We start from the raw sequence: 18,615 nt of genomic DNA, 5'->3' as shown, positions 1-18,615 counted from the left end.
CGGCAGATGACAGCTCAACACGATGGCGCGGGCGGTTTCGTCTCTTTCGTCTCGGCCGGGCCGGGCGATCCGGAGCTTCTGACGATCAAGGCCGCCGACCGGCTTCGCCGCGCCGATGTGGTGCTTTATGACGATCTGGCCTCGGGGCCGGTGCTCGATCTGGCGGGGCCGGGGGCGGAGAGGATCGCCGTCGGCAAGCGGGCCGGGCGCCCCTCGGCCCGGCAAGAGCATGTGAACGCGCTGCTGGTCGAACATGCGCGCGCCGGGCGGCGGGTGGTGCGGCTGAAATCGGGCGATGCCGGGATCTTCGGCCGGCTGGAGGAAGAGCTTCACGCCGTCACCGCGGCGGGGCTGCCGTTCGAGATCGTGCCGGGCGTGCCATCGGCCTGCGCGGCGGCGGCGGCGGCGGGGATGCCGCTGACCCGGCGACTGACCGCGCGGCGGCTGCAATTCGTCACCGGCGCCGATGTCACGGGCGGCTTGCCCGGCGATCTGAACTGGCCCGCGCTCGCCGATGCCCATGCGACGACGGTGGTGTTCATGGGCCAGCGCACCTTCACCGTTTTCGCGCGCGGGCTGATCGCGCACGGTCTGCCGCCCGAAACGCCCGCCATGCTCGCGACCGCGGTGGCCCATGCCGAGCAGAGCTTCGAGCGCAGCACCGTCGCGGACCTTGCCGCGCAGCTCGACGGCGTGAAGGCGGAGCTGCCGGCGCTGATCTTCTACGGCGCGCTCGAGGCTCCGGAGGCCTGAACGGGATATGAAAAGGGGCGGCCGAAGCCGCCCCTTTCTGAACTTTGTCTCTGAGACCAGGCTCAGCCAAACGTCTTGAAGCGGTCAGCGTCGTCGATGAAGGTCTTCGCGGCCGGTTCCGCCGAGGCGACGCCGAACGGCATCTGCGCGCGCAGCTTCCACGCGGCGGGCACGCCCCAGGTCGCGGCGATCTCGGCATCGGGGAGGGGGTTGTAGTGCTGCAGGCTGGCACCGATCCCGGCCTCGGACAGCGCCGTCCAGACCGCGAGCTGCGCCATGCCGCCCGACTGCTCCGAGAAGATCGGGAAGTTGTCGGCGTAAAGCGGGAAGTTCTTCTTCAGCGATTCGACGGTGTCCATGTCCTCGAAGAACAGCACGGTGCCGGCGCCGGCGGCGAAAGCGTCCATCTTCTGGTTGGTCGATGCGAAGGCCTCGGCCGGGACGATCTTGCGCAGCGCCTCGCGCACGATGTTCCACAGCTTCACGCTTTCGGCGCCGAACAGGATGACGGCGCGAGAGCTCTGCGAGTTGAACGCCGAGGGCGTCAGCCGCATCGCGTCGCGGATCAGCGTGTCCACCTCGGCGGTGGGCATCGGCAGGGTGTTGGTCAGCGCGTAATGCGTGCGGCGCTTGGCCAGAACTTCGATTTCACGGTTCGACATGAGAAAATGTCCTGATCTGCATGACAAAATGGCGCTCCGGGTCCGGATGGTGTCCGGTTCTCCCGTGCGGATGAGTTGTGCCTATATGAAGAGATGAGTCGTGTGAACTCTGCCTTTGTGCACAACCGTTCCGTCGCTTGCCCACCATCGCGGGCGACCTGCGCGAGGGGGGGCGGAAGGGGCTTGCCCCGGCCCCGGCAAAGGGATCACAACATCCCGAAGCGATCACGAGATGAGGAGGCCGGCCATGGACGCCGCCAGCAAGAAAACCGCCCTGAGGATGATCCCCTACGGGCTTTACGTGATGACCGCGCGCGCCGCGGATGGCGCGCTGTCGGCCGCGACGGTCAACTGGGTCACCCAGACCGCGTTCGAGCCGCCGCTCCTCGCCGTCGCGGTGAAGGCCGATTCCGGCATCCATGCCGTGGTCAGCGAGACCGGCAGCTTCGCGCTGAACATGCTCGGCAAGGGCCAGCAGGGCGCGGCCTTCGCCTTCTTCAAGCCCGCGAAGGTCGAGGGCAACACGATCTCGGGCGAGCCGTTCCACCCCGGCGAGACCGGCGCCCCGATCCTCGAAAGCGTGCCCGCCGCCGTCGAATGCAAGGTGGTGGAGACCGTCGCGCTCGGCGATCACCATGTCTTCGTGGTCGAGGTGGTGGCCGCCCATCTGAACAAGGACATCGAGGGCCGCCCGGACGATGCCATCCTCGCGATGCGCGACCTCGGCGAGAAAGTGTTCTACGGCGGCTGAGGCGCCCGCGATCTTCAGACGGTGGGCACCACGGTGCCCCCGTCGACAATCGACGTTCATCGCAACCGTCAGGTATCTGGACATGGGAATTTTCGAACGTTGGCTGACGCTGTGGGTCGCGCTGTGCATCGTGGCAGGTATCGGCCTCGGCACGCTGCTGCCCGGTCTGTTCGGCGCGCTGGCCGGGGTTGAATATGCCTCGGTCAATCTGGTGGTGGCGGTGCTGGTCTGGGCGATGGTCTATCCGATGATGATCGCCATCGACTTCGGCGCGCTGCGCGACGTGGGCAAGCGGCCGAAGGGTCTGATCGTCACGCTCACGGTGAACTGGCTGGTCAAGCCCTTCACCATGGCGGGGCTCGGGGTGCTGTTCATCGGTCATCTGTTTTCGGGCTGGATCGAGCCCGCCCGCGCGCCCGAATACATCGCCGGTCTGATCCTGCTCGGGGCCGCGCCCTGCACCGCGATGGTTTTCGTGTGGTCGCAGCTCAGCCGGGGCGATCCGAATTACACGCTGGTGCAGGTCTCGGTGAACGATCTGATCATGGTGGTGGCCTATGCGCCCATCGTGGCCTTCCTGCTGGGCGTGACCGAGATTTCGGTGCCCTGGCCGACGCTGATCCTGTCGGTTCTGCTTTACATCGTGATCCCGCTGATCGCCGGCACGCTGACCCGACGCGCGCTGATCCGACACGGCGGGCGCGCCGCGGTCGCGGCCTTCACGGCGCGGATCAAGCCGGCCTCAATGCTCGGTCTGCTGCTGACGGTGGTGCTGCTGTTCGGCTTTCAGGGGCCGATGATCGTCGCGCAGCCGCTGCTGATCGCGCTGATCGCGGTGCCGATCGTGATCCAGTCCTACGGCATCTTCGCGCTCAGCTACGCCTGGGCCCGGGCATGGCGCCTGCCGCATGGGATCGCCGCGCCCTGCGCGCTGATCGGCACCTCGAACTTCTTCGAGCTGGCGGTGGCGGTCGCCATCGGCCTGTTCGGGCTGAACTCGGGTGCGGCGCTTGCCACCGTTGTGGGGGTGCTCGTCGAAGTGCCGGTGATGTTGTCGCTCGTCGCCATCGCGAACCGCACGCGCGACAGGTTCCCGGCCTGACCTCAGGCGCGGCGCAACGTGCCTTCAAGCGGCACCGCTTCGCGCAGCGTGTTCGAGATCGTGCCGTATTTCAGGATGTTGCGGTGCAGAAGATCCAGCCGCTGATCGCTCTCGGGGCTGTCGACGACGATTTCATAGCGGATCAGCGTCAGCTTCGGCGGCGCGTCCTGGCGCACCGCTTCGAGCGCGATCTCCACCCCGTCGATGTGGAACTGCAGCATCGGCGTCACCCGCTCGATGCCCTTGAGCATACACGCCGCCAGTGCCGACAACAGCAGCTCGACCGGGTTCATCGCATCGCGTCGGCCTGAAAGGTCGGTGTCCAGCGTGATCTTCGCGTCCTTGGCCATGGCAAGGCTGCCATGGGCGTCGACACGACGTGCGTGAACCTTGTAGTCCATTCACTGCTCTCCTTTTGCGCCGGGCCGACCCTCTGTCCGGGGGCGCGTTCCCACCGCTGCCACTATAACGACGAACAATGGCGACGCACGGAGATTTCGTCTGTCCGTTCCGCGGTATGCCCGATGCGCGCGAGGGGCTTACATGCCGCGGATCGCCGTGCGCACCCGATCGAGCAACATTTCCGCCGCGTGCGACATCCGCCGTTCGCGCGGGCGCAAGATCATGTAAGGCTCCACCGTCACCAGCCGGTTCAGGTCCAGCCGGCGAAACCCCGCCGAGACCGGCGGATCGAGCATCAGCTCCATCACCTCTTGTGACATCGGCGCGATGGCGTCGGAATCGCGCAAAAGCGCCACGATCACCAAAAGCGACGAGGCCGAGATCACGTTGCCGGGCGACGCCAGCCCCTCGTCATGGAATACGCTTTCCAGCGCGCGGCGAATCGGCAGGCCGCGTTCTTGCAAAATCCACGGGAAATCGCTGAGCGCGCGCAGCGACACCGGCCCCTGACCGAGCATCGGATGCCCGTCGCGCACCATCAGACGCACGATTTCGTCGCGGGCGGGCTCGATTTCGAAACCGCGGTCGTCGAAGCCGGCGGGCAGCCGCGCGAGCGCGAAATCGAGGTCTCCGCGTCCGAGCGCCTGGACCAGCGCCTGCGAGGGCGCCACCTCGACCGTGACGTCGACGCGCGGCGCGCGCGCCTTCAGCCAGTGGATCGCGGGAACCAGCTCGCCGATTGCCGGGCCGGTCACCGCACCGACCCGCACCGTGCCGCCCCTGCCTTCGCCAAGCTCCCGGAATTCCGCGCAAAGTTGCGCGTGATCGTCGAGGATGCGGCGCGCGTGATGCACGATCAGCGCCCCCGCGGGCGTCGGTTCCATGCCCTTCGGCAGACGCTCGAACAGCACCGTGCCGATACGGTCCTCGATATCGGCGAGCATCCGCGACGCCGCCGGCTGGGTCATCGCACAGGCCTGCGCGGCGCGCTGCAACTGACCGCTGTCGGCGATCTCGACCAGAAGGCGGCTTTGCACCGGGCGCATGTTGTCGAGAAAATCGGCCATGTTGCATACCATCAGTGTTATGCAGATAAGCCATACTGATATTTGCGTGACATGCAATCCTCGGATTAATGTGGCCCACCTGCTGGGAGGCGGGGACCGGGGCGGGAGGCCCCCTAGGGAGGACGACATGAAGATTTGGAAACTGGCTGGCGCCTTTGCCGTCAGCGCGTTTGCCTTGTCGGGTGCGGCCCTTGCCGCCGACAAGGGTTACATCGGCATCTCGATGCCGACGAAATCCTCGGCGCGCTGGATCGGCGACGGCGACAACATGGTCAAGCAGTTCCAGGCCGAGGGCTACAAGACCGATCTGCAATATGCCGAGGACGATATCCCGAACCAGCTCGCCCAGATCGAGAACATGATCACCAAGGGCGTCAACGTTCTGGTCATCGCCTCGATCGACGGCACCACGCTGTCGAACGCGCTGGAGGATGCCAAGGCCTCGGGGGTCAAGGTTATCGCTTATGACCGTCTGATCCGCGGCAGTGCGAACGTCGACTATTACGCCACCTTCGACAACTTCCAGGTCGGCGTGATTCAGGCGAAATCGCTCGTCGCCGGGCTGAAGGAGCGCTTCCCCGACGTCCATCCGTGGAACGTCGAGCTGTTCGGCGGCTCGCCCGACGACAACAACGCGTATTTCTTCTACAACGGCGCGATGTCGGTGCTGCAGCCGATGATCGACAAGGGCGAGATCGCCATCCCCTCGGGCCAGACCGGCATGGACAAGGTCGGCACGCTGCGGTGGGACGGGGCCGTCGCGCAATCGCGGATGGATAACATCCTGTCGGCCAATTACACGCAAAAGCATGTCGAGGGTGTGCTCTCGCCCTATGACGGGCTGTCGATCGGGATCATCTCCTCGCTCAAGGGCGTTGGCTATGGCTCGGGCGATCTGAAGATGCCGATCGTCACCGGCCAGGATGCCGAAGTCCCCTCGGTCAAGGCGATCATCCGCGGCGATCAGTATTCCTCGGTGTTCAAGGACACCCGCGAACTCGCCAAGGCGACGGTGAGCATGGTCGATGCGATGCTGTCGAACAAGACGCCCGAGGTCAACGATACCAAGACCTACAACAACGGCGTCAAGGTGGTTCCGGCCTACCTGCTGCAACCGCAGGAAGTCGACAAGTCGAACTACAAGAAGGTCGTGATCGATTCGGGTTACTACACCCCCGATCAGCTGAAGTGATCCGGGCCGCCCGGTCCCTGCGGCCGGGCATCCCCAACTCCGTCACCGCCACCGGCCGGCCGCGCGAGCCATCGCGCGCCGGACACGTGAACCCCGCCCGCCGCACGCCTGACCGCGCGCGGGCGCCAGTCAGGGCATGTCATGACCACCATCCTCGAGATGCGCGACATCACCAAGGAATTCCCCGGCGTCAAGGCGCTCGACCGGGTGAACCTGTCTGTCGCCAAAGGCGAGATCCACGCCATCTGCGGCGAGAACGGCGCCGGCAAGTCGACGCTGATGAAGGTGCTTTCGGGCGTCTATCCGGCCGGAAGCTATGACGGCGAAATCCATTACGACGGCGATCTGGCGCAGTTCCGCACGCTCAACGACAGCGAGGCGCGCGGCATCGTCATCATCCATCAGGAACTCGCGCTGATCCCGCAGCTGTCGATCGCCGAGAACATCTTCCTGGGCAACGAACGCGCCCGCAACGGCGTCATCGACTGGAACGAGACCTATCGGCGCACCGAGGAACTGTTGCGCAAGGTGGGCCTGCGCGAGTCTCCGGGCACCATCGTCGACACCATCGGCGTCGGCAAGCAGCAGCTCGTCGAGATCGCCAAGGCATTGTCCAAGGACGTGAAACTCCTGATCCTCGACGAGCCCACGGCGGCGCTGCAGGAGAACGACAGCCGCAAGCTCCTCGATCTGATGCTGGAGCTGAAGGCGCAGGGCGTCACCTCGATCATCATCAGCCACAAGCTGAACGAGGTGCGCTATGTCGCCGATACCGTCACCGTGATCCGCGACGGCACCACGGTGTCGCGCCTCGACGCCAAGGGGCTGAGCGAGGACAAGATCGTGCATGACATGGTCGGGCGCGACATGTCGAACCGCTATCCCGAGCGCATCCCCGCGCCTGGCGAGACGGTGCTCGAAGTCCGCGACTGGTCGGTCTGGCACCCCGATCAGGCCGAGCGCAAGGTGATCGACGCCGTCTCCTTCCATGTCCGCGCGGGCGAGGTCGTGGGCATCGCCGGTCTGATGGGATCGGGGCGCACCGAGCTTGCGATGTCGCTGTTCGGCCGCAGCTGGGGGCGCAACATCTCGGGCGAGGCGCTTCTGCACGGCAAGCCGGTCGATCTGTCCACCGTCTCGGGCGCCATCGCGGCGGGCATGGCCTACGTGACCGAGGACCGCAAGCATCTCGGGCTGATCCTCGAGGAATCGATCCGCTTCAACACCACGTTGTCGAACCTCAAGGGGGTTTCGGCGGGCGGCGTGCTGAACGAGGGCGAGGAAACCCGCGTGGCGGAACGTTACCGCGCCCAGATGGCCACCCGCACGCCGAGCGTGATGCAGAAGGTCGGCAACCTCTCGGGCGGCAATCAGCAGAAGGTCGTTCTGGCCAAGTGGCTGTTCACCGAACCCGAGGTGCTGATCCTCGACGAGCCGACCCGCGGCATCGACGTCGGCGCGAAATACGAAATCTACACCATCATCAACGCGCTCGCGGCGCAGGGAAAGGCCGTGATCATGATCTCGTCGGAGATGCCGGAACTCCTGGGCATGTGCGACCGGATCTACGTCATGAACGAAGGGGCTTTCGTGGGCGAGCTTGCCGCCGCCGAGGCCAGCCAGGAGCGCATCATGTCGCTCATTGTCACGGAGTGAGGAAATGACGATGCAATCCGTCGAGACATCCACCGGCGGCGGCGAGATCCGCGCCTATCTGAAGGCCCATATGCGCGATTACGGGCTGTTGCTCGCGCTGATCGCGATCATGGTGTTCTTCCAGCTGGTGACCGGCGGCACGCTGATGCGGCCGGTGAACATCACCAACCTGTTCTTGCAAAACAGCTACATCATCATCATGGCGCTCGGGATGCTGATCGTCATCGTGTCGGGCAACATCGACCTGTCGGTGGGCTCGGTCATGGGCTTCGTCGGCGCCTTCGCCGCGGTGATGATCGTCGAGTTGCACATGCCGGTCTCGCTGACCATCGCGGCCTCGCTGCTGATGGGGGCGGCGATCGGCGCGGCGCAGGGCTACTGGATCGCCTATTGGAAGATCCCTTCGTTCATCGTCACTCTCGCCGGGATGCTGGTGTTCCGCGGCGCCTCGCTTTGGCTGCTCGACGGTCAGTCGGTCGGCCCGTTCCCGCCCTCGTTTCAGCTGATGTCGACGGGCTTCATCCCCGACATCGTGCCCGACACGCTGTCGCAGCCGCTCGCCGCGATCTTCGGTCTGGTGAAGATCAACGTGCTGTGCATGGGCTTCGGGATCGCCGCCTCGGTCGCGCTGGTGTGGATGGGGCTGCGGGCCCGGGCGCGTGAAGCCGCCTATGGCATCGTCGGCGAGCCGGTGAACTTCTTCTGGCTGCGCACGCTGGTGGTGATCGGCGCGATCCTGTTCCTGTGCTTCAAGCTCGCCACCTTCCGCGGTCTGCCGAACGTGTTCATCTCGATGGGGCTGCTGACGGTGCTCTATGCCTTCGTCACCCAGAACACGACCATCGGGCGGCGGATCTACGCGCTCGGCGGCAACGAGAAGGCGGCGAAGCTGTCGGGCATCAAGACCGAGCGTCTGACCTTCCTCGCCTTCGTCAACATGGGGGTTCTGGCGGCCTTCGCCGGTCTGATCTTCGCCGCGCGGCTGAACACCGCGACGCCGAAAGGCGGCTACGGGCTCGAACTCGACGTGATCGCGGCGGTGTTCATCGGCGGCGCCTCGGCGTCGGGGGGCACCGGCAAGGTGATCGGCGCGGTCGTCGGCGCCTTCATTATGGGCGTGATGAACAACGGCATGTCGATCATGGGCATCGGCATCGACTACCAGCAGATGATCAAGGGGCTCGTGCTGCTCTCGGCGGTCATCTTCGACGTCTACAACAAGAGAAAGCAGGCCTGACATGTTCCTCAGTCAGTTGAAAACGGGCGGCGTCGTCGTGCGCGAGGGCGAGAGCGCCCGGCTGATCCCCGGCGCCACGATCTTCGGCCTCGCCTCCGAGGCGATCGCGCAGGGTGCGGGTCTGGCCGACACGATCCCCGCGGGCGGCGAGAGCGTCGATCTTCCGGCGCTCGCGGCCGAGGGCAAGCTCGACGTGCCGGTGCGTCACCCCGAACCCGCGCGGATGTTCCTGTGCGGCACCGGGCTGACGCATACGGGCTCGGCCTCGACGCGCAATTCGATGCACGCCAAGGCGGCCGAGCATGTCTCGGACTCGATGAAGATGTTCCAGATGGGGATGGAGGGTGGCAAGCCCGCCCCCGGCACCGCCGGCGTGCAGCCCGAATGGTTCTACAAGGGCCCCGGCACCGAGGCCGTGGCGCCGGGCGATCCGCTGGTCTCGCCGGGCTTCGCGCTCGACGGCGGCGAGGAGCCGGAGATCGCCGGCTTCTACCTGATCGGCGCCGACGGCACGCCCTGGCGCATCGGTTTCAGCCTGGCGAACGAATTCTCGGACCATGTGACCGAGAAGATGAACTACCTCTATCTCGCGCATTCCAAATTGCGTCCCGCGGCCTTCGGCCCCGAGCTGCTGGTGGGGCCGCTTCCCGCCCATGTCGAGGGGCGCTCGCGCATCCTTCGCGGCGGCGAGGTGATCTTCGACAAGCCCTTCCTGTCGGGCGAGGACAACATGTCCCACACCATCGCCAACCTCGAACACCACCATTTCAAATACGCGCCGTTCCGCCGGCCGGGCGACCTGCATGTCCACATGTTCGGCACCGCCACGCTCAGCTTCGCCGACGGCATCCAGCCCCGCGATGGCGACGTGTTCGAGATCAGCTCGCCGCAATTCGGGCTGGCGCTGAAAAATCCGCTGCGCACGGCGCCCGACATCGGGTTCGCCGCCGTGAAGAGCCTGTAAGACCGGAGACGCCGAGATGACCGCCAGCACCTTCAAGCCCGCCCCATGGCCGCGCCAGCTGCGTTCGCAACACTGGTATGGGGGCAATTCGCGCGACACGATCTATCACCGCGGCTGGCTGAAGAACCAGGGCTACCCGCACGATCTGTTCGACGGCCGCCCGATCATCGGCATCCTCAACACCTGGTCCGAGCTGACGCCGTGCAACGGCCATCTGCGCGAACTGGCCGAGAAGGTGAAGGCGGGCGTGTGGGAGGCCGGCGGCTTCCCGGTCGAGGTGCCGGTATTCTCGGCCTCCGAGAATACCTTCCGGCCGACGGCGATGATGTTTCGCAACCTCGCAGCGCTGGCCATCGAGGAGACGATCCGCGGTCAGCCGATGGACGGCTGCGTGCTGCTGGTGGGCTGCGACAAGACCACGCCGTCCCTGATGATGGCGGCGGCGAGCTGCGACGTGCCCTCCATCGTGGTGACCGGCGGGCCGATGCTGAACGGCTATTTCCGCGGCGAGCGCGTCGGCTCGGGCACGCATCTGTGGAAGTTCTCCGAGATGGTGAAGGCCGGCGAGATGACCCAGGACGAGTTCCTCGAGGCCGAGGCCTCGATGTCGCGCTCGACCGGCACCTGCAACACCATGGGCACGGCGTCGACCATGGCCTCGATGGCCGAGGCGCTTGGCATGGCGCTGTCGGGCAATGCCGCGATCCCCGCCGTCGACAGCCGCCGCCGGGTGATGGCGCAGATGTCGGGCCGGCGCATCGTGCAGATGGTGAAGGACGACCTGAAACCCTCGGACATCATGACGAAACAGGCGTTCGAGAACGCGATCCGCACCAATGGCGCGATCGGCGGGTCGACCAATGCGGTGATCCATCTGCTGGCGCTGGCCGGCCGGGTGGGCGTCGATCTGACGCTCGACGACTGGGACCGTTGCGGGCGCGACGTGGCGACCATCGTCAACCTGATGCCCTCGGGCAAGTATCTGATGGAAGAGTTCTTCTATGCCGGCGGTCTGCCCGTCGTCATCAAGCGCCTCGGCGAGGCGGGGCTGTTGCATGGGGATGCGCTGACGGTCTCGGGCCGCGCGATCTGGGACGAGGTCAAGGACGTGCGGAACTGGAACGAGGACGTGATCCTGCCGGCCGACCGCCCGCTGACCGAACACGGCGGCATCGCGGTGCTGAAAGGCAATCTGGCGCCGCGCGGTGCGGTGCTGAAGCCCTCGGCCGCATCCGAGCATCTGATGGTGCACCGCGGCCGCGCCGTCGTGTTCGAGGACATCGACGACTACAAGGCGAAGATCGAGGACGAGGCGCTCGACATCGACGAGACCTGCGTGATGGTGCTGAAGAACTGCGGCCCGAAGGGGTATCCCGGCATGGCCGAGGTCGGCAACATGGGCCTGCCGCCCAAGGTGCTGCGCAAAGGGATCACCGACATGGTGCGGATCTCGGACGCGCGGATGTCGGGCACGGCCTATGGCACGGTGGTTCTGCACACCTCGCCCGAGGCGGCGGCGGGCGGACCGCTCGCGGTGGTGCGCGACGGCGACATGATCGAGCTCGACGTGCCGAACCGGCGGCTGCATCTCGACATTCCCGAGGAGGAACTCGCCGCCCGCCTCGCCGCCTGGACGCCCGGTCATGCGACGGCCGAAAGCGGTTACGCCTGGCTGCATCAGACCCATGTCGAGGGGGCCGATACCGGCGCGGACCTCGACTTCCTGAAGGGGTGCCGCGGCAACCCCGTGGGCAAGGACAGCCACTGAGCGCTGTCGCCGCACCCGGACGGCGATCCCTTGTCCCGAAGGCCTGCGCCCGTCCCATCCGCGGGCGCAGGCTCCTGACACATGGCCCTTCGGACGGGCCGAGCGACCTGCGCGAAAGGACATTCCGATGGCATTCACCCCGACCGGCAAGCACCTGATCCTCGGCACCTGGCACGATGGGGCGGGCAGCTTCATGTCGTCGCCCGCGCAGGGCGAGCCGATGACGGTGCAGCTCGGCTCCGCCGATCTGATCGCGCGCGCGGCCGAAGCGGCCGAGGAAGCCTTCCTCTCCTACGGCTACAGCCCGCGCGAGGACCGCGCCCGCTTCCTCGAAGCCATCGCCGAGGAGATCGAGGCCCGCGGCCCCGAGATCACCGCCATCGCCTGCGCCGAATCCGGCCTGCCCGCCGCCCGGATCGAGGGCGAGCGCGGCCGCACCACCGGCCAGTTGCGCCTGTTCGCCGCCCATATCCGCAAGGGCGATTATCTCGACCGCCGCCACGATCCGGCGCTGCCCGGGCGCAAGCCGCTCGCCCGCCCCGACCTGCGGATGATCGAGCGTCCGATCGGCCCGGTCGCTGTGTTCGGCGCCTCGAACTTCCCGCTCGCCTTCTCGGTCGCGGGGGGCGATACCGCCTCGGCGCTCGCGGCCGGCTGCCCGGTGGTGGTCAAGGGCCACGAGGCGCATCCCGGCACTTCGGAAATCGTCGCCTGCGCCATCGCCGCCGCCATCGAACGCTGCGGCGTGGCGCCGGGCGTGTTCTCGCTCGTCCAGGGCGGCACGCGCGAGGTCAGCGCCGCCCTCGTCACCCATCCGCTGATCCGCGCCGTGGGCTTCACCGGATCGCTCGGCGCCGGGCGGGCGCTGTTCGATCTGTGTGCCGCCCGGCCCGAGCCGATCCCGTTCTTCGGCGAACTCGGCTCGGTCAACCCGATGTTCCTGCTGCCCGAGGCGATGTCGGCGCGCGCCGTCGCCATCGGCTCCGGCTGGGCCGGATCGCTGAGCATGGGCGCGGGCCAGTTCTGCACCAATCCCGGCATCGCCATCGCCCGCTCCGATCAGGCCGAACCTATGATCGAGGCGGCGGTGGCGGCGCTTGCCTCGGTCGGGGCGCAGACCATGCTGACCGAGGGCATGGCCGAGGCCTACCGGCGCGGCACCGATCGCATCGCGGCGCAACCGGGTGTCACCCGGCTGTTCGGTCGCCCGACCAATGACCGCAGCGCCAAGCCCTATCTGTTCCACGTCGCGGCCGAGGATTTCATCGCCAATCCGGTGCTCTCCGAAGAGGTGTTCGGCCCGGTCGGCCTGCTGGTCACGGTCTCCTCGGAGGCGCAGATGATCGCGCTGGCGAATGGTTTCGCCGGCCAGCTGACAGCGACGCTGCACATGGATGCGGGCGACAGCGCGCTTGCCCGCCGGCTCTTGCCGATCCTCGAACGCAAGGCCGGCCGCGTGATGGCGAACGGCTTCCCGACGGGGGTCGAGGTCTGCGACAGCATGGTGCATGGCGGGCCTTATCCGGCCTCGACGAACTTCGGCGCGACCTCGGTCGGCACGCTGGCGATCCGGCGGTTTTTGCGCGCGGTCTGCTATCAGAACATCGCCATCGAGCTGCTGCCGGAGGATCTGCGGTGAGCGCCGCCCCCGCTGTCCGCCCCGCCCCCTCTGGTCGTCCCGACTGGATCGCGGTCGACTGGGGCACGTCGAACCTGCGCGTCTATGCGATGGCGGATGACGGCCGGGTGCTGGCCGAGGCCGCATCTTCGGCGGGCATGGCCGGCCTCGCCCCCGAGGGGTTCGAGCCGGAACTGCTGCGGCTGATCGGCGGCTGGCTCGGCGGGCGCGATGCCGCCAACCCGATGCCGGTCGTCGTCTGCGGCATGGCGGGCGCGCGCGGCGCCTGGATCGAGGCACCCTATCGCGCCACGCCTTGCCCGCCCGTCGTCGCGGGCGAGACCGTCACCGTGCCGACCCTGCGCCGCGACATCGCCGTCGAGATCGTGCCCGGCCTGTGCCAGCGCGCCCCCGCCGACGTGATGCGCGGCGAGGAAACCCAGATCGCCGGATTCCTTGCGTCCGAACCGGGCTTCGCGGGCCTGCTGATCCTGCCCGGGACGCATTCTAAACATGTGCGCCTCGGGGGCGGGCAGGTTCTGGGCTTCGCGACCCACATGACCGGAGAGGTCTTCGCCGCGCTCAGCAATCACACCGTGCTCAGCCGCACGCTCGGCACGGCGGCCGAGGAAGACGAAGCGGCGTTCGACGAGGGGCTGGCGACCGGACGGGCGGGCGGGGCGCTCGGCGCGCTGTTTGCGCTGCGGGCCGGGGCGCTGCTCGACGGGCTATCCGCCGGGGTGGCGCGGTCGCGGCTCTCGGGGCTGCTGCTCGGCGCGGAGCTTTCCGGTATCGCGCCCGGAACCGGGGTCGTGGTGATCGGCTCGGGCGCGCTGGCCCGGCGCTACGGCCATGCACTGGCCGCTCAGGGTGTCGATGCGCGGCTCTCGGACGGGGGGGAACTCGCTCGCCGTGGGCTGGCGCTCGCCCGCAGACCCATCGCAACCGCAACGGAGGAGCGCCGATGACACGCAATCTGATCGCCATCCTGCGCGGCATCACGCCGCAAGAGGCGCTGCCCTGCGCCGCCGCTCTGGTCGAGGCCGGCATCACCCGGATCGAGGTGCCGCTGAATTCCCCCGAACCGCTGCGTTCCATCGCGGCGATGGCCCATGCCTATTCCGACCGGCCCGAGATCGAGATCGGCGCCGGCACCGTGCTGAGCGCGACCGATGTCGCGGCCGTCCATTCGGCCGGCGGGCGGATGATCGTCTCGCCCAATGTCGACACGTCGGTGATCCGGGCGGCGGTGGCCTCGGGCATGAGCTGCTGGCCGGGCTTCTTCACCCCGACCGAGGCTTTCGCGGCCCTTGCCGCCGGCGCCACCGGGCTGAAGCTGTTTCCGGGCGCGCTTGCCGGTCCCGTGGGGCTGAAGGCGATCCGCGCCGTGCTGCCGAAGGGCACGCAGGTCTATGCCGTGGGCGGCGCCGGGCCGGAGAATTTCGGCGCGTGGCTGGCGGCGAGTGCCGACGGTTTCGGCATCGGCACCGCGCTTTACACCCCGGGCCTTGCCCTCGATGCGCTGGCGGAGCGTGCGAAGAGGATCGTCCTCGCCTACGATGCGGCGGTGGAGGGCAAGACATGACGCTGCTCGACGAACGGATCTGCGCCCTTGGCGAGGGCGCGCTTTGGCACCCCGACCGGCAGGAACTGTTCTGGTTCGACATCACCGGCCGGCGTCTGCTGTCGCGTCGCCCGAACGGCGGCGGGCGGGAATGGGCGCTGTCCGAGATGTGCTCGGCCGCGGCGCGGATCGACCGTGACCGGCTGCTGATCGCGTCCGAGACCGCGCTCTCGGTCTTCGACATCGAGGCCGGGCGGATCGTGCGCCGTCTCGCCTGGCTCGAGGCCGGAGAGACCGGCAACCGCTCGAACGACGGGCGCGCCGATCCCTGGGGCGGGTTCTGGATCGGCACCATGGGCAAGGCGGCCGAACCCGGCGCGGGGGCGATCTATCGCTGCTTCGGCGGGCGGGTCGAGCGGCTGGTCGAGAGCGTCACCATCCCGAACGCGATCTGCTTTTCGCCCGACCGACGCCATGCCTATTACGCCGATACCGCGCTCGGCCAGATCTTCCGCGTGCGCCTCGATGCCGAGGGCTGGCCGATGGGCGCGGGCGAGCTGTTCATCGACCTCGGCCTCCTCGGCTTCGCGCCCGACGGGGCGGTGACGCTGAACGACGGATCGCTGATGGTCGCGCTCTGGGGCGAGGGGGCGGTGCTGATGATCTCGGCCGATGGTGCGGCGGGGGCGCGCATCCCGCTGCCCGCGCCGCATCTCACCTGCCCGGCGATGGGCGGGGCCGATTTCTCGACGCTGTTCTGCACCTCGGCGACCGAGGGCCTCTCGGCCGAAGACCTCGCGCGCGCGCCGCTTTCGGGCGCCACCTTCCGCCGCGATACCCCGTTTCGTGGCCGGCCCGAGCCGGCCTTCGACCTGACCCCGTTCGGAGACCCCGCATGACCCATTCTTCCGCCTCGCGTCAGCCGGTCGCGCTTGGCCTCGTCGGCCTCGGCACCATCGCGCGCAATCAGCATCTGCCCTCGCTGGCCGCTGTGCCGGCGTTCCGCCTTGCCGCCATCGCCAGCCGCAACGCCACGCTCGACACGCTGCCGGGCTATCCCGACATCGACGCGCTGCTCGCGGCCGAACCGGAGGTCACCGCGGTCTCGCTCTGCACCCCGCCGCAGGGCCGGTTCGAGCAGGCGGCGAGCGCGATCGGCGCCGGCCGTCACGTGATGCTGGAAAAGCCGCCCGGCGCGAGCGTGAGCGAGGTCGAGGCGCTTGCCGCCATGGCGCGGGCGAAAGGCGTGACGCTGTTTGCCACCTGGCATTCGCGCGCCGCCGCCGCGGTCGAGGAAGCCCGCCGTCTGCTCGCTAACCGCAAGATTTCGCGGGTGGAGATCACCTGGAAGGAAGACGTGCGCCACTGGCATCCCGGTCAGGACTGGATCTGGCAGCCGGGCGGCCTCGGCGTCTTCGATCCGGGGATCAACGCGCTTTCGGTGGTGACGCGGATCCTGCCCTCGGCGCTGCATCCGGTCAGTGCGGTGCTCGACGTGCCCGAGAACCGTCAGGCGCCGATCGCCGCACGGCTGAGCATGGTGACCGCCGATGGCGCCCCGGTCGAGGCCGAATTCGACTGGCGTCAGACCGGGCCGCAGACCTGGGACATCCGCGTCGAGAGCGACGGCCCCGAAATCTTGCTGCGCATGGGCGGGGCGGAACTCCATGTCGCCGGTGAGAAGATCATCGCCGCCGCCGACGAGGAATATCGCCGCCTCTACGCCCGCTTCGCCGAGCTGATCGCGACCGGCGCCTCGGAGGTGGACCTCAGCCCGCTGCAACTGGTGGCAGACGCCTTCCTTCTGGCCGAGCGGCGCACCGTCGCGCCGTTCCACGACCCGGCCCTGCCCGGCTGAGCGCCCCCGATGCGCGAGGTTTTCGGATACATGCCGGACGGGCGCGCGGTCGAGGCGGTGAACCTGCGCGCGGGCCGGGCCTCGGCGCGGGTGATCGCCTTCGGCGCGGCGCTGCAATCGCTGTGCCTGCCCGACCGTGATGGAGAGGTCGATGACATCGTTCTCGGCCATGACGATGTTCAGGGCTACCTCGACCATCGCGGTTTCTTCGGCGCGACGGTGGGGCGTGTCGCGAACCGCATCGCGGGGGGGCGCTTCACCCTCGACGGGCGCGAGGTGGCGTTGCCGCGAAACGAGCCCGGCGCCACCCTGCATGGCGGCCCCGAGGGGTTCGACCGCCGGCTGTGGCAGATCGGGGCGAGCGATGCGCAGTCGGCCGAGCTGTCGCTGGTCTCGCCCGACGGCGATCAGGGCTTTCCGGGCAGGTTGGCCGTTCGGGTGCGCTACCGGCTGGAGGATCGCCCCGAGGGCCCGCGCTTGGAGATCGTGCACGAGGCCACCACCGATGCCCCCACCCCCGTCGCGCTGACCCATCACAGCTTCTTCGCCCTTGCCGGGGGGCGCGCACTCGCCGAGCGTCCGCGTTCGGCGCTCGGATACGAGCTGACGGTGCCCGCCGCGCGCTATCTGCCGGTCGATGATTGCCTCATTCCGATGGCACCGGCCTCGGTGCAGTCGACGCCCTTCGATTTTCGCACCGGCCGGCGGCCGGTGACGGCGCTGCGCGCCCATGCCATCGCGGGCTATGACCATACGCTGTGCCTCGATGGCGGGCCGGTGCGCCTTGCCGATCCGGTGTCGGGGCGGGTCATGATGCTTGAAACCGATCAGCCGGGATTGCAGGTCTATACCGGGAATTTCCTTGACGGATTGGTGAGGGGCAAGGGCGGGCGCGCCTATGCTGCCCATGACGCAATCTGTCTGGAGCCGCAAAGCTGGCCCAATGCGGTGAACATGCCGCCCGACTGGGGCGGCGGCGATATCGTGCTGCGACCGGGAACGGTGTATCGCAACCGCATGGCCTTTGCCTTCGCCGTGTCGCGCTGACCCGGGTTTCCCTGTCGTGCGGCCTGCAGACGGATGACCCGGTGCGAGGGGTGGGCGCTTTGCGTTCCCGGGGCGGTCCGGGTCTTCCCGCGCGATCAGTCCACCGGGCGGATCAGCTTGCGCTCCAGCACCCGCAGAACCTGCGAAAGATCGTGACCGCGCTTCAGGATATGACCGTCCATGCCGATGACGGCATACATGCCCTGCCGGTTGCGCAGGGCCGGGCGTTTCTCGATCCGGTAGACCGGGGTTTCGGCGGTGCGGCGGAACACGGCGAAGACCGCGACCTCGCGCAGGAAGCTCAGCCCGTAGTCGCGCCACTCGCCCGCCGCCACCATCCGCCCGTAAAGGCCGAGGATCGTTCCCAGCTCATGCCTGTCGAAGGCCACCGTCTCGGGCGGCCCGGGCTGCGGAAAGGGGGTGGGCGTCTGTGCCGTCATGACAAAATGGTGACACCGCCCGCCCCGCAGATCAAGCCCCGTGCGTGCCCGGCGCCGGGCAAAGGAAAACCCCCGCCCGGGGTGACCGGACGGGGGCGAAAGGTTTCCGGCCCTGCGGCCTTCGCGATCAACCGCAGTCGATGTTGAAGACGTTGCCGTTCTGGTCGAGGCGGAACACGACCCGCTCGGGGTTGTAGATCTGCGGCTCGATCCCGCGCCATTCGACGACGCTGACCGGCTGGCTGATATGCGCCGCCTGAATCGCCGCGCCGGGCTGGCCCAGAAGCGCGCTGTATTTCTTGTTGCCGCAGGTGTCGGGCGAGCGCTGTTCGAGCGCGCCTTCCTGCTGCACGGCGGGGGTCATGTAAGGCGTCGGAACGGGTTCCGACGGGGCCTTGTCTTGGGTCGTGCTCTGGCAGCCGGCCAACATGGCCGCGCCAAGCGCGATTGCGGTAAAGCGGATCATCATCTCGCACCCATTCTGTGTTCGAACGGCTGAATGTCTCGGGTTTCGTCTGTCGTTCTAACCGGCTG

General features: G+C 67.9%; 19 protein-coding genes. 14 read left to right on the top strand and 5 right to left on the bottom strand.

Features of this window, described 5'->3' with window-relative positions; all coding sequences use genetic code 11:
- Positions 1-6 precede the first annotated feature (6 nt).
- Positions 7-753 carry a uroporphyrinogen-III C-methyltransferase gene (gene cobA / locus CG50_RS11230; protein ID WP_036638317.1) on the top strand — a complete coding sequence of 249 codons (747 nt, stop codon included), beginning with the start codon at positions 7-9 and terminating at the stop codon, positions 751-753.
- 62 nt (positions 754-815) lie between these two features.
- On the opposite strand, the gene CG50_RS11225 is transcribed toward cobA, so the two are convergent.
- A complete protein-coding gene (locus CG50_RS11225; protein ID WP_036638315.1) occupies positions 816-1,415 on the bottom strand; it encodes a nitroreductase family protein in 600 nt (199 codons plus the stop codon).
- A gap of 247 nt (positions 1,416-1,662) precedes the next feature.
- On the opposite strand from CG50_RS11225, the gene CG50_RS11220 reads away from it, so the two are divergent.
- Positions 1,663-2,166: a flavin reductase family protein gene (locus CG50_RS11220; protein WP_036638313.1), complete on the top strand. Its 504-nt coding sequence runs from the start codon at positions 1,663-1,665 to the stop codon at positions 2,164-2,166.
- An 82-nt stretch (positions 2,167-2,248) separates the two neighbouring features.
- Complete coding sequence (gene arsB, locus CG50_RS11215; protein ID WP_036638310.1) at positions 2,249-3,268, top strand: ACR3 family arsenite efflux transporter; 1,020 nt, start codon at positions 2,249-2,251, stop codon at positions 3,266-3,268.
- A gap of 2 nt (positions 3,269-3,270) precedes the next feature.
- Here the strand turns inward: arsB and CG50_RS11210 are convergent, their stop codons facing one another.
- Both CG50_RS11210 and CG50_RS11205 read right to left on the bottom strand, forming a co-directional pair.
- Entirely contained in the window at positions 3,271-3,669 is a 399-nt protein-coding gene (locus CG50_RS11210) for an OsmC family protein (RefSeq protein WP_036638308.1), read from the bottom strand.
- A 138-nt stretch (positions 3,670-3,807) separates the two neighbouring features.
- Entirely contained in the window at positions 3,808-4,737 is a 930-nt protein-coding gene (locus CG50_RS11205; RefSeq protein WP_036638306.1) for a LysR family transcriptional regulator, read from the bottom strand.
- 127 nt (positions 4,738-4,864) lie between these two features.
- Here CG50_RS11205 and chvE point away from each other — a divergent pair, with 127 nt between their 5' ends.
- The 11 genes from chvE (at position 4,865) to CG50_RS11150 (ending at position 17,641) form a co-directional block, all read left to right on the top strand.
- The gene (chvE, locus tag CG50_RS11200; protein WP_036638303.1) at positions 4,865-5,929 is read left to right on the top strand and encodes a multiple monosaccharide ABC transporter substrate-binding protein; all 1,065 of its coding nucleotides are present in this window, start codon (positions 4,865-4,867) and stop codon (positions 5,927-5,929) included.
- A gap of 141 nt (positions 5,930-6,070) precedes the next feature.
- Complete coding sequence (gene mmsA, locus CG50_RS11195; protein WP_036638301.1) at positions 6,071-7,585, top strand: multiple monosaccharide ABC transporter ATP-binding protein; 1,515 nt, start codon at positions 6,071-6,073, stop codon at positions 7,583-7,585.
- Between the two features lie 4 nt (positions 7,586-7,589).
- Positions 7,590-8,822 (top strand): multiple monosaccharide ABC transporter permease, encoded by a 1,233-nt coding sequence (mmsB, locus tag CG50_RS11190; protein WP_036638299.1) that lies wholly within the window; start codon positions 7,590-7,592, stop codon positions 8,820-8,822.
- Position 8,823: 1 nt separating this feature from the next.
- The gene (gene araD1, locus CG50_RS11185; protein WP_036638297.1) at positions 8,824-9,786 is read left to right on the top strand and encodes an AraD1 family protein; all 963 of its coding nucleotides are present in this window, start codon (positions 8,824-8,826) and stop codon (positions 9,784-9,786) included.
- 16 nt (positions 9,787-9,802) lie between these two features.
- Positions 9,803-11,554: an L-arabinonate dehydratase gene (araD, locus tag CG50_RS11180; RefSeq protein WP_036638294.1), complete on the top strand. Its 1,752-nt coding sequence runs from the start codon at positions 9,803-9,805 to the stop codon at positions 11,552-11,554.
- 127 nt (positions 11,555-11,681) lie between these two features.
- Positions 11,682-13,193, top strand: a complete 1,512-nt coding sequence (locus CG50_RS11175; RefSeq protein WP_036638287.1) for an aldehyde dehydrogenase (NADP(+)) — start codon at positions 11,682-11,684, stop codon at positions 13,191-13,193.
- A complete protein-coding gene (locus tag CG50_RS11170; protein WP_051909924.1) occupies positions 13,190-14,140 on the top strand; it encodes a 2-dehydro-3-deoxygalactonokinase in 951 nt (316 codons plus the stop codon). Before CG50_RS11175 ends, CG50_RS11170 begins: the two co-directional genes overlap by 4 nt.
- Positions 14,137-14,757: a 2-dehydro-3-deoxy-6-phosphogalactonate aldolase gene (locus tag CG50_RS11165; RefSeq protein WP_036638285.1), complete on the top strand. Its 621-nt coding sequence runs from the start codon at positions 14,137-14,139 to the stop codon at positions 14,755-14,757. The genes CG50_RS11170 and CG50_RS11165 overlap by 4 nt, the downstream gene beginning before the upstream one ends.
- Positions 14,754-15,635 carry an SMP-30/gluconolactonase/LRE family protein gene (locus CG50_RS11160; RefSeq protein WP_036638283.1) on the top strand — a complete coding sequence of 294 codons (882 nt, stop codon included), beginning with the start codon at positions 14,754-14,756 and terminating at the stop codon, positions 15,633-15,635. The genes CG50_RS11165 and CG50_RS11160 overlap by 4 nt, the downstream gene beginning before the upstream one ends.
- Positions 15,632-16,594, top strand: a complete 963-nt coding sequence (locus CG50_RS11155; protein WP_036638281.1) for a Gfo/Idh/MocA family protein — start codon at positions 15,632-15,634, stop codon at positions 16,592-16,594. The genes CG50_RS11160 and CG50_RS11155 overlap by 4 nt, the downstream gene beginning before the upstream one ends.
- Positions 16,595-16,603: 9 nt before the next feature.
- The gene (locus CG50_RS11150; protein WP_036638278.1) at positions 16,604-17,641 is read left to right on the top strand and encodes an aldose epimerase family protein; all 1,038 of its coding nucleotides are present in this window, start codon (positions 16,604-16,606) and stop codon (positions 17,639-17,641) included.
- A gap of 95 nt (positions 17,642-17,736) precedes the next feature.
- Here CG50_RS11150 and CG50_RS11145 read toward each other — a convergent pair whose 3' ends face one another.
- The gene (locus tag CG50_RS11145; protein ID WP_036638275.1) at positions 17,737-18,081 is read right to left on the bottom strand and encodes a DUF2794 domain-containing protein; all 345 of its coding nucleotides are present in this window, start codon (positions 18,079-18,081) and stop codon (positions 17,737-17,739) included.
- 127 nt (positions 18,082-18,208) lie between these two features.
- A complete protein-coding gene (locus CG50_RS11140) occupies positions 18,209-18,550 on the bottom strand; it encodes a hypothetical protein (RefSeq protein WP_036638273.1) in 342 nt (113 codons plus the stop codon).
- Between the last annotated feature and the right edge of the window lie 65 nt (positions 18,551-18,615).

It is taken from the genome of Paenirhodobacter enshiensis (assembly GCF_000740785.1).
GTDB lineage: Bacteria > Pseudomonadota > Alphaproteobacteria > Rhodobacterales > Rhodobacteraceae > Rhodobacter > Rhodobacter enshiensis.
Note: the sequence above shows the minus strand (reverse complement) of the source record. Positions and strands in the feature narration are given on the sequence as shown.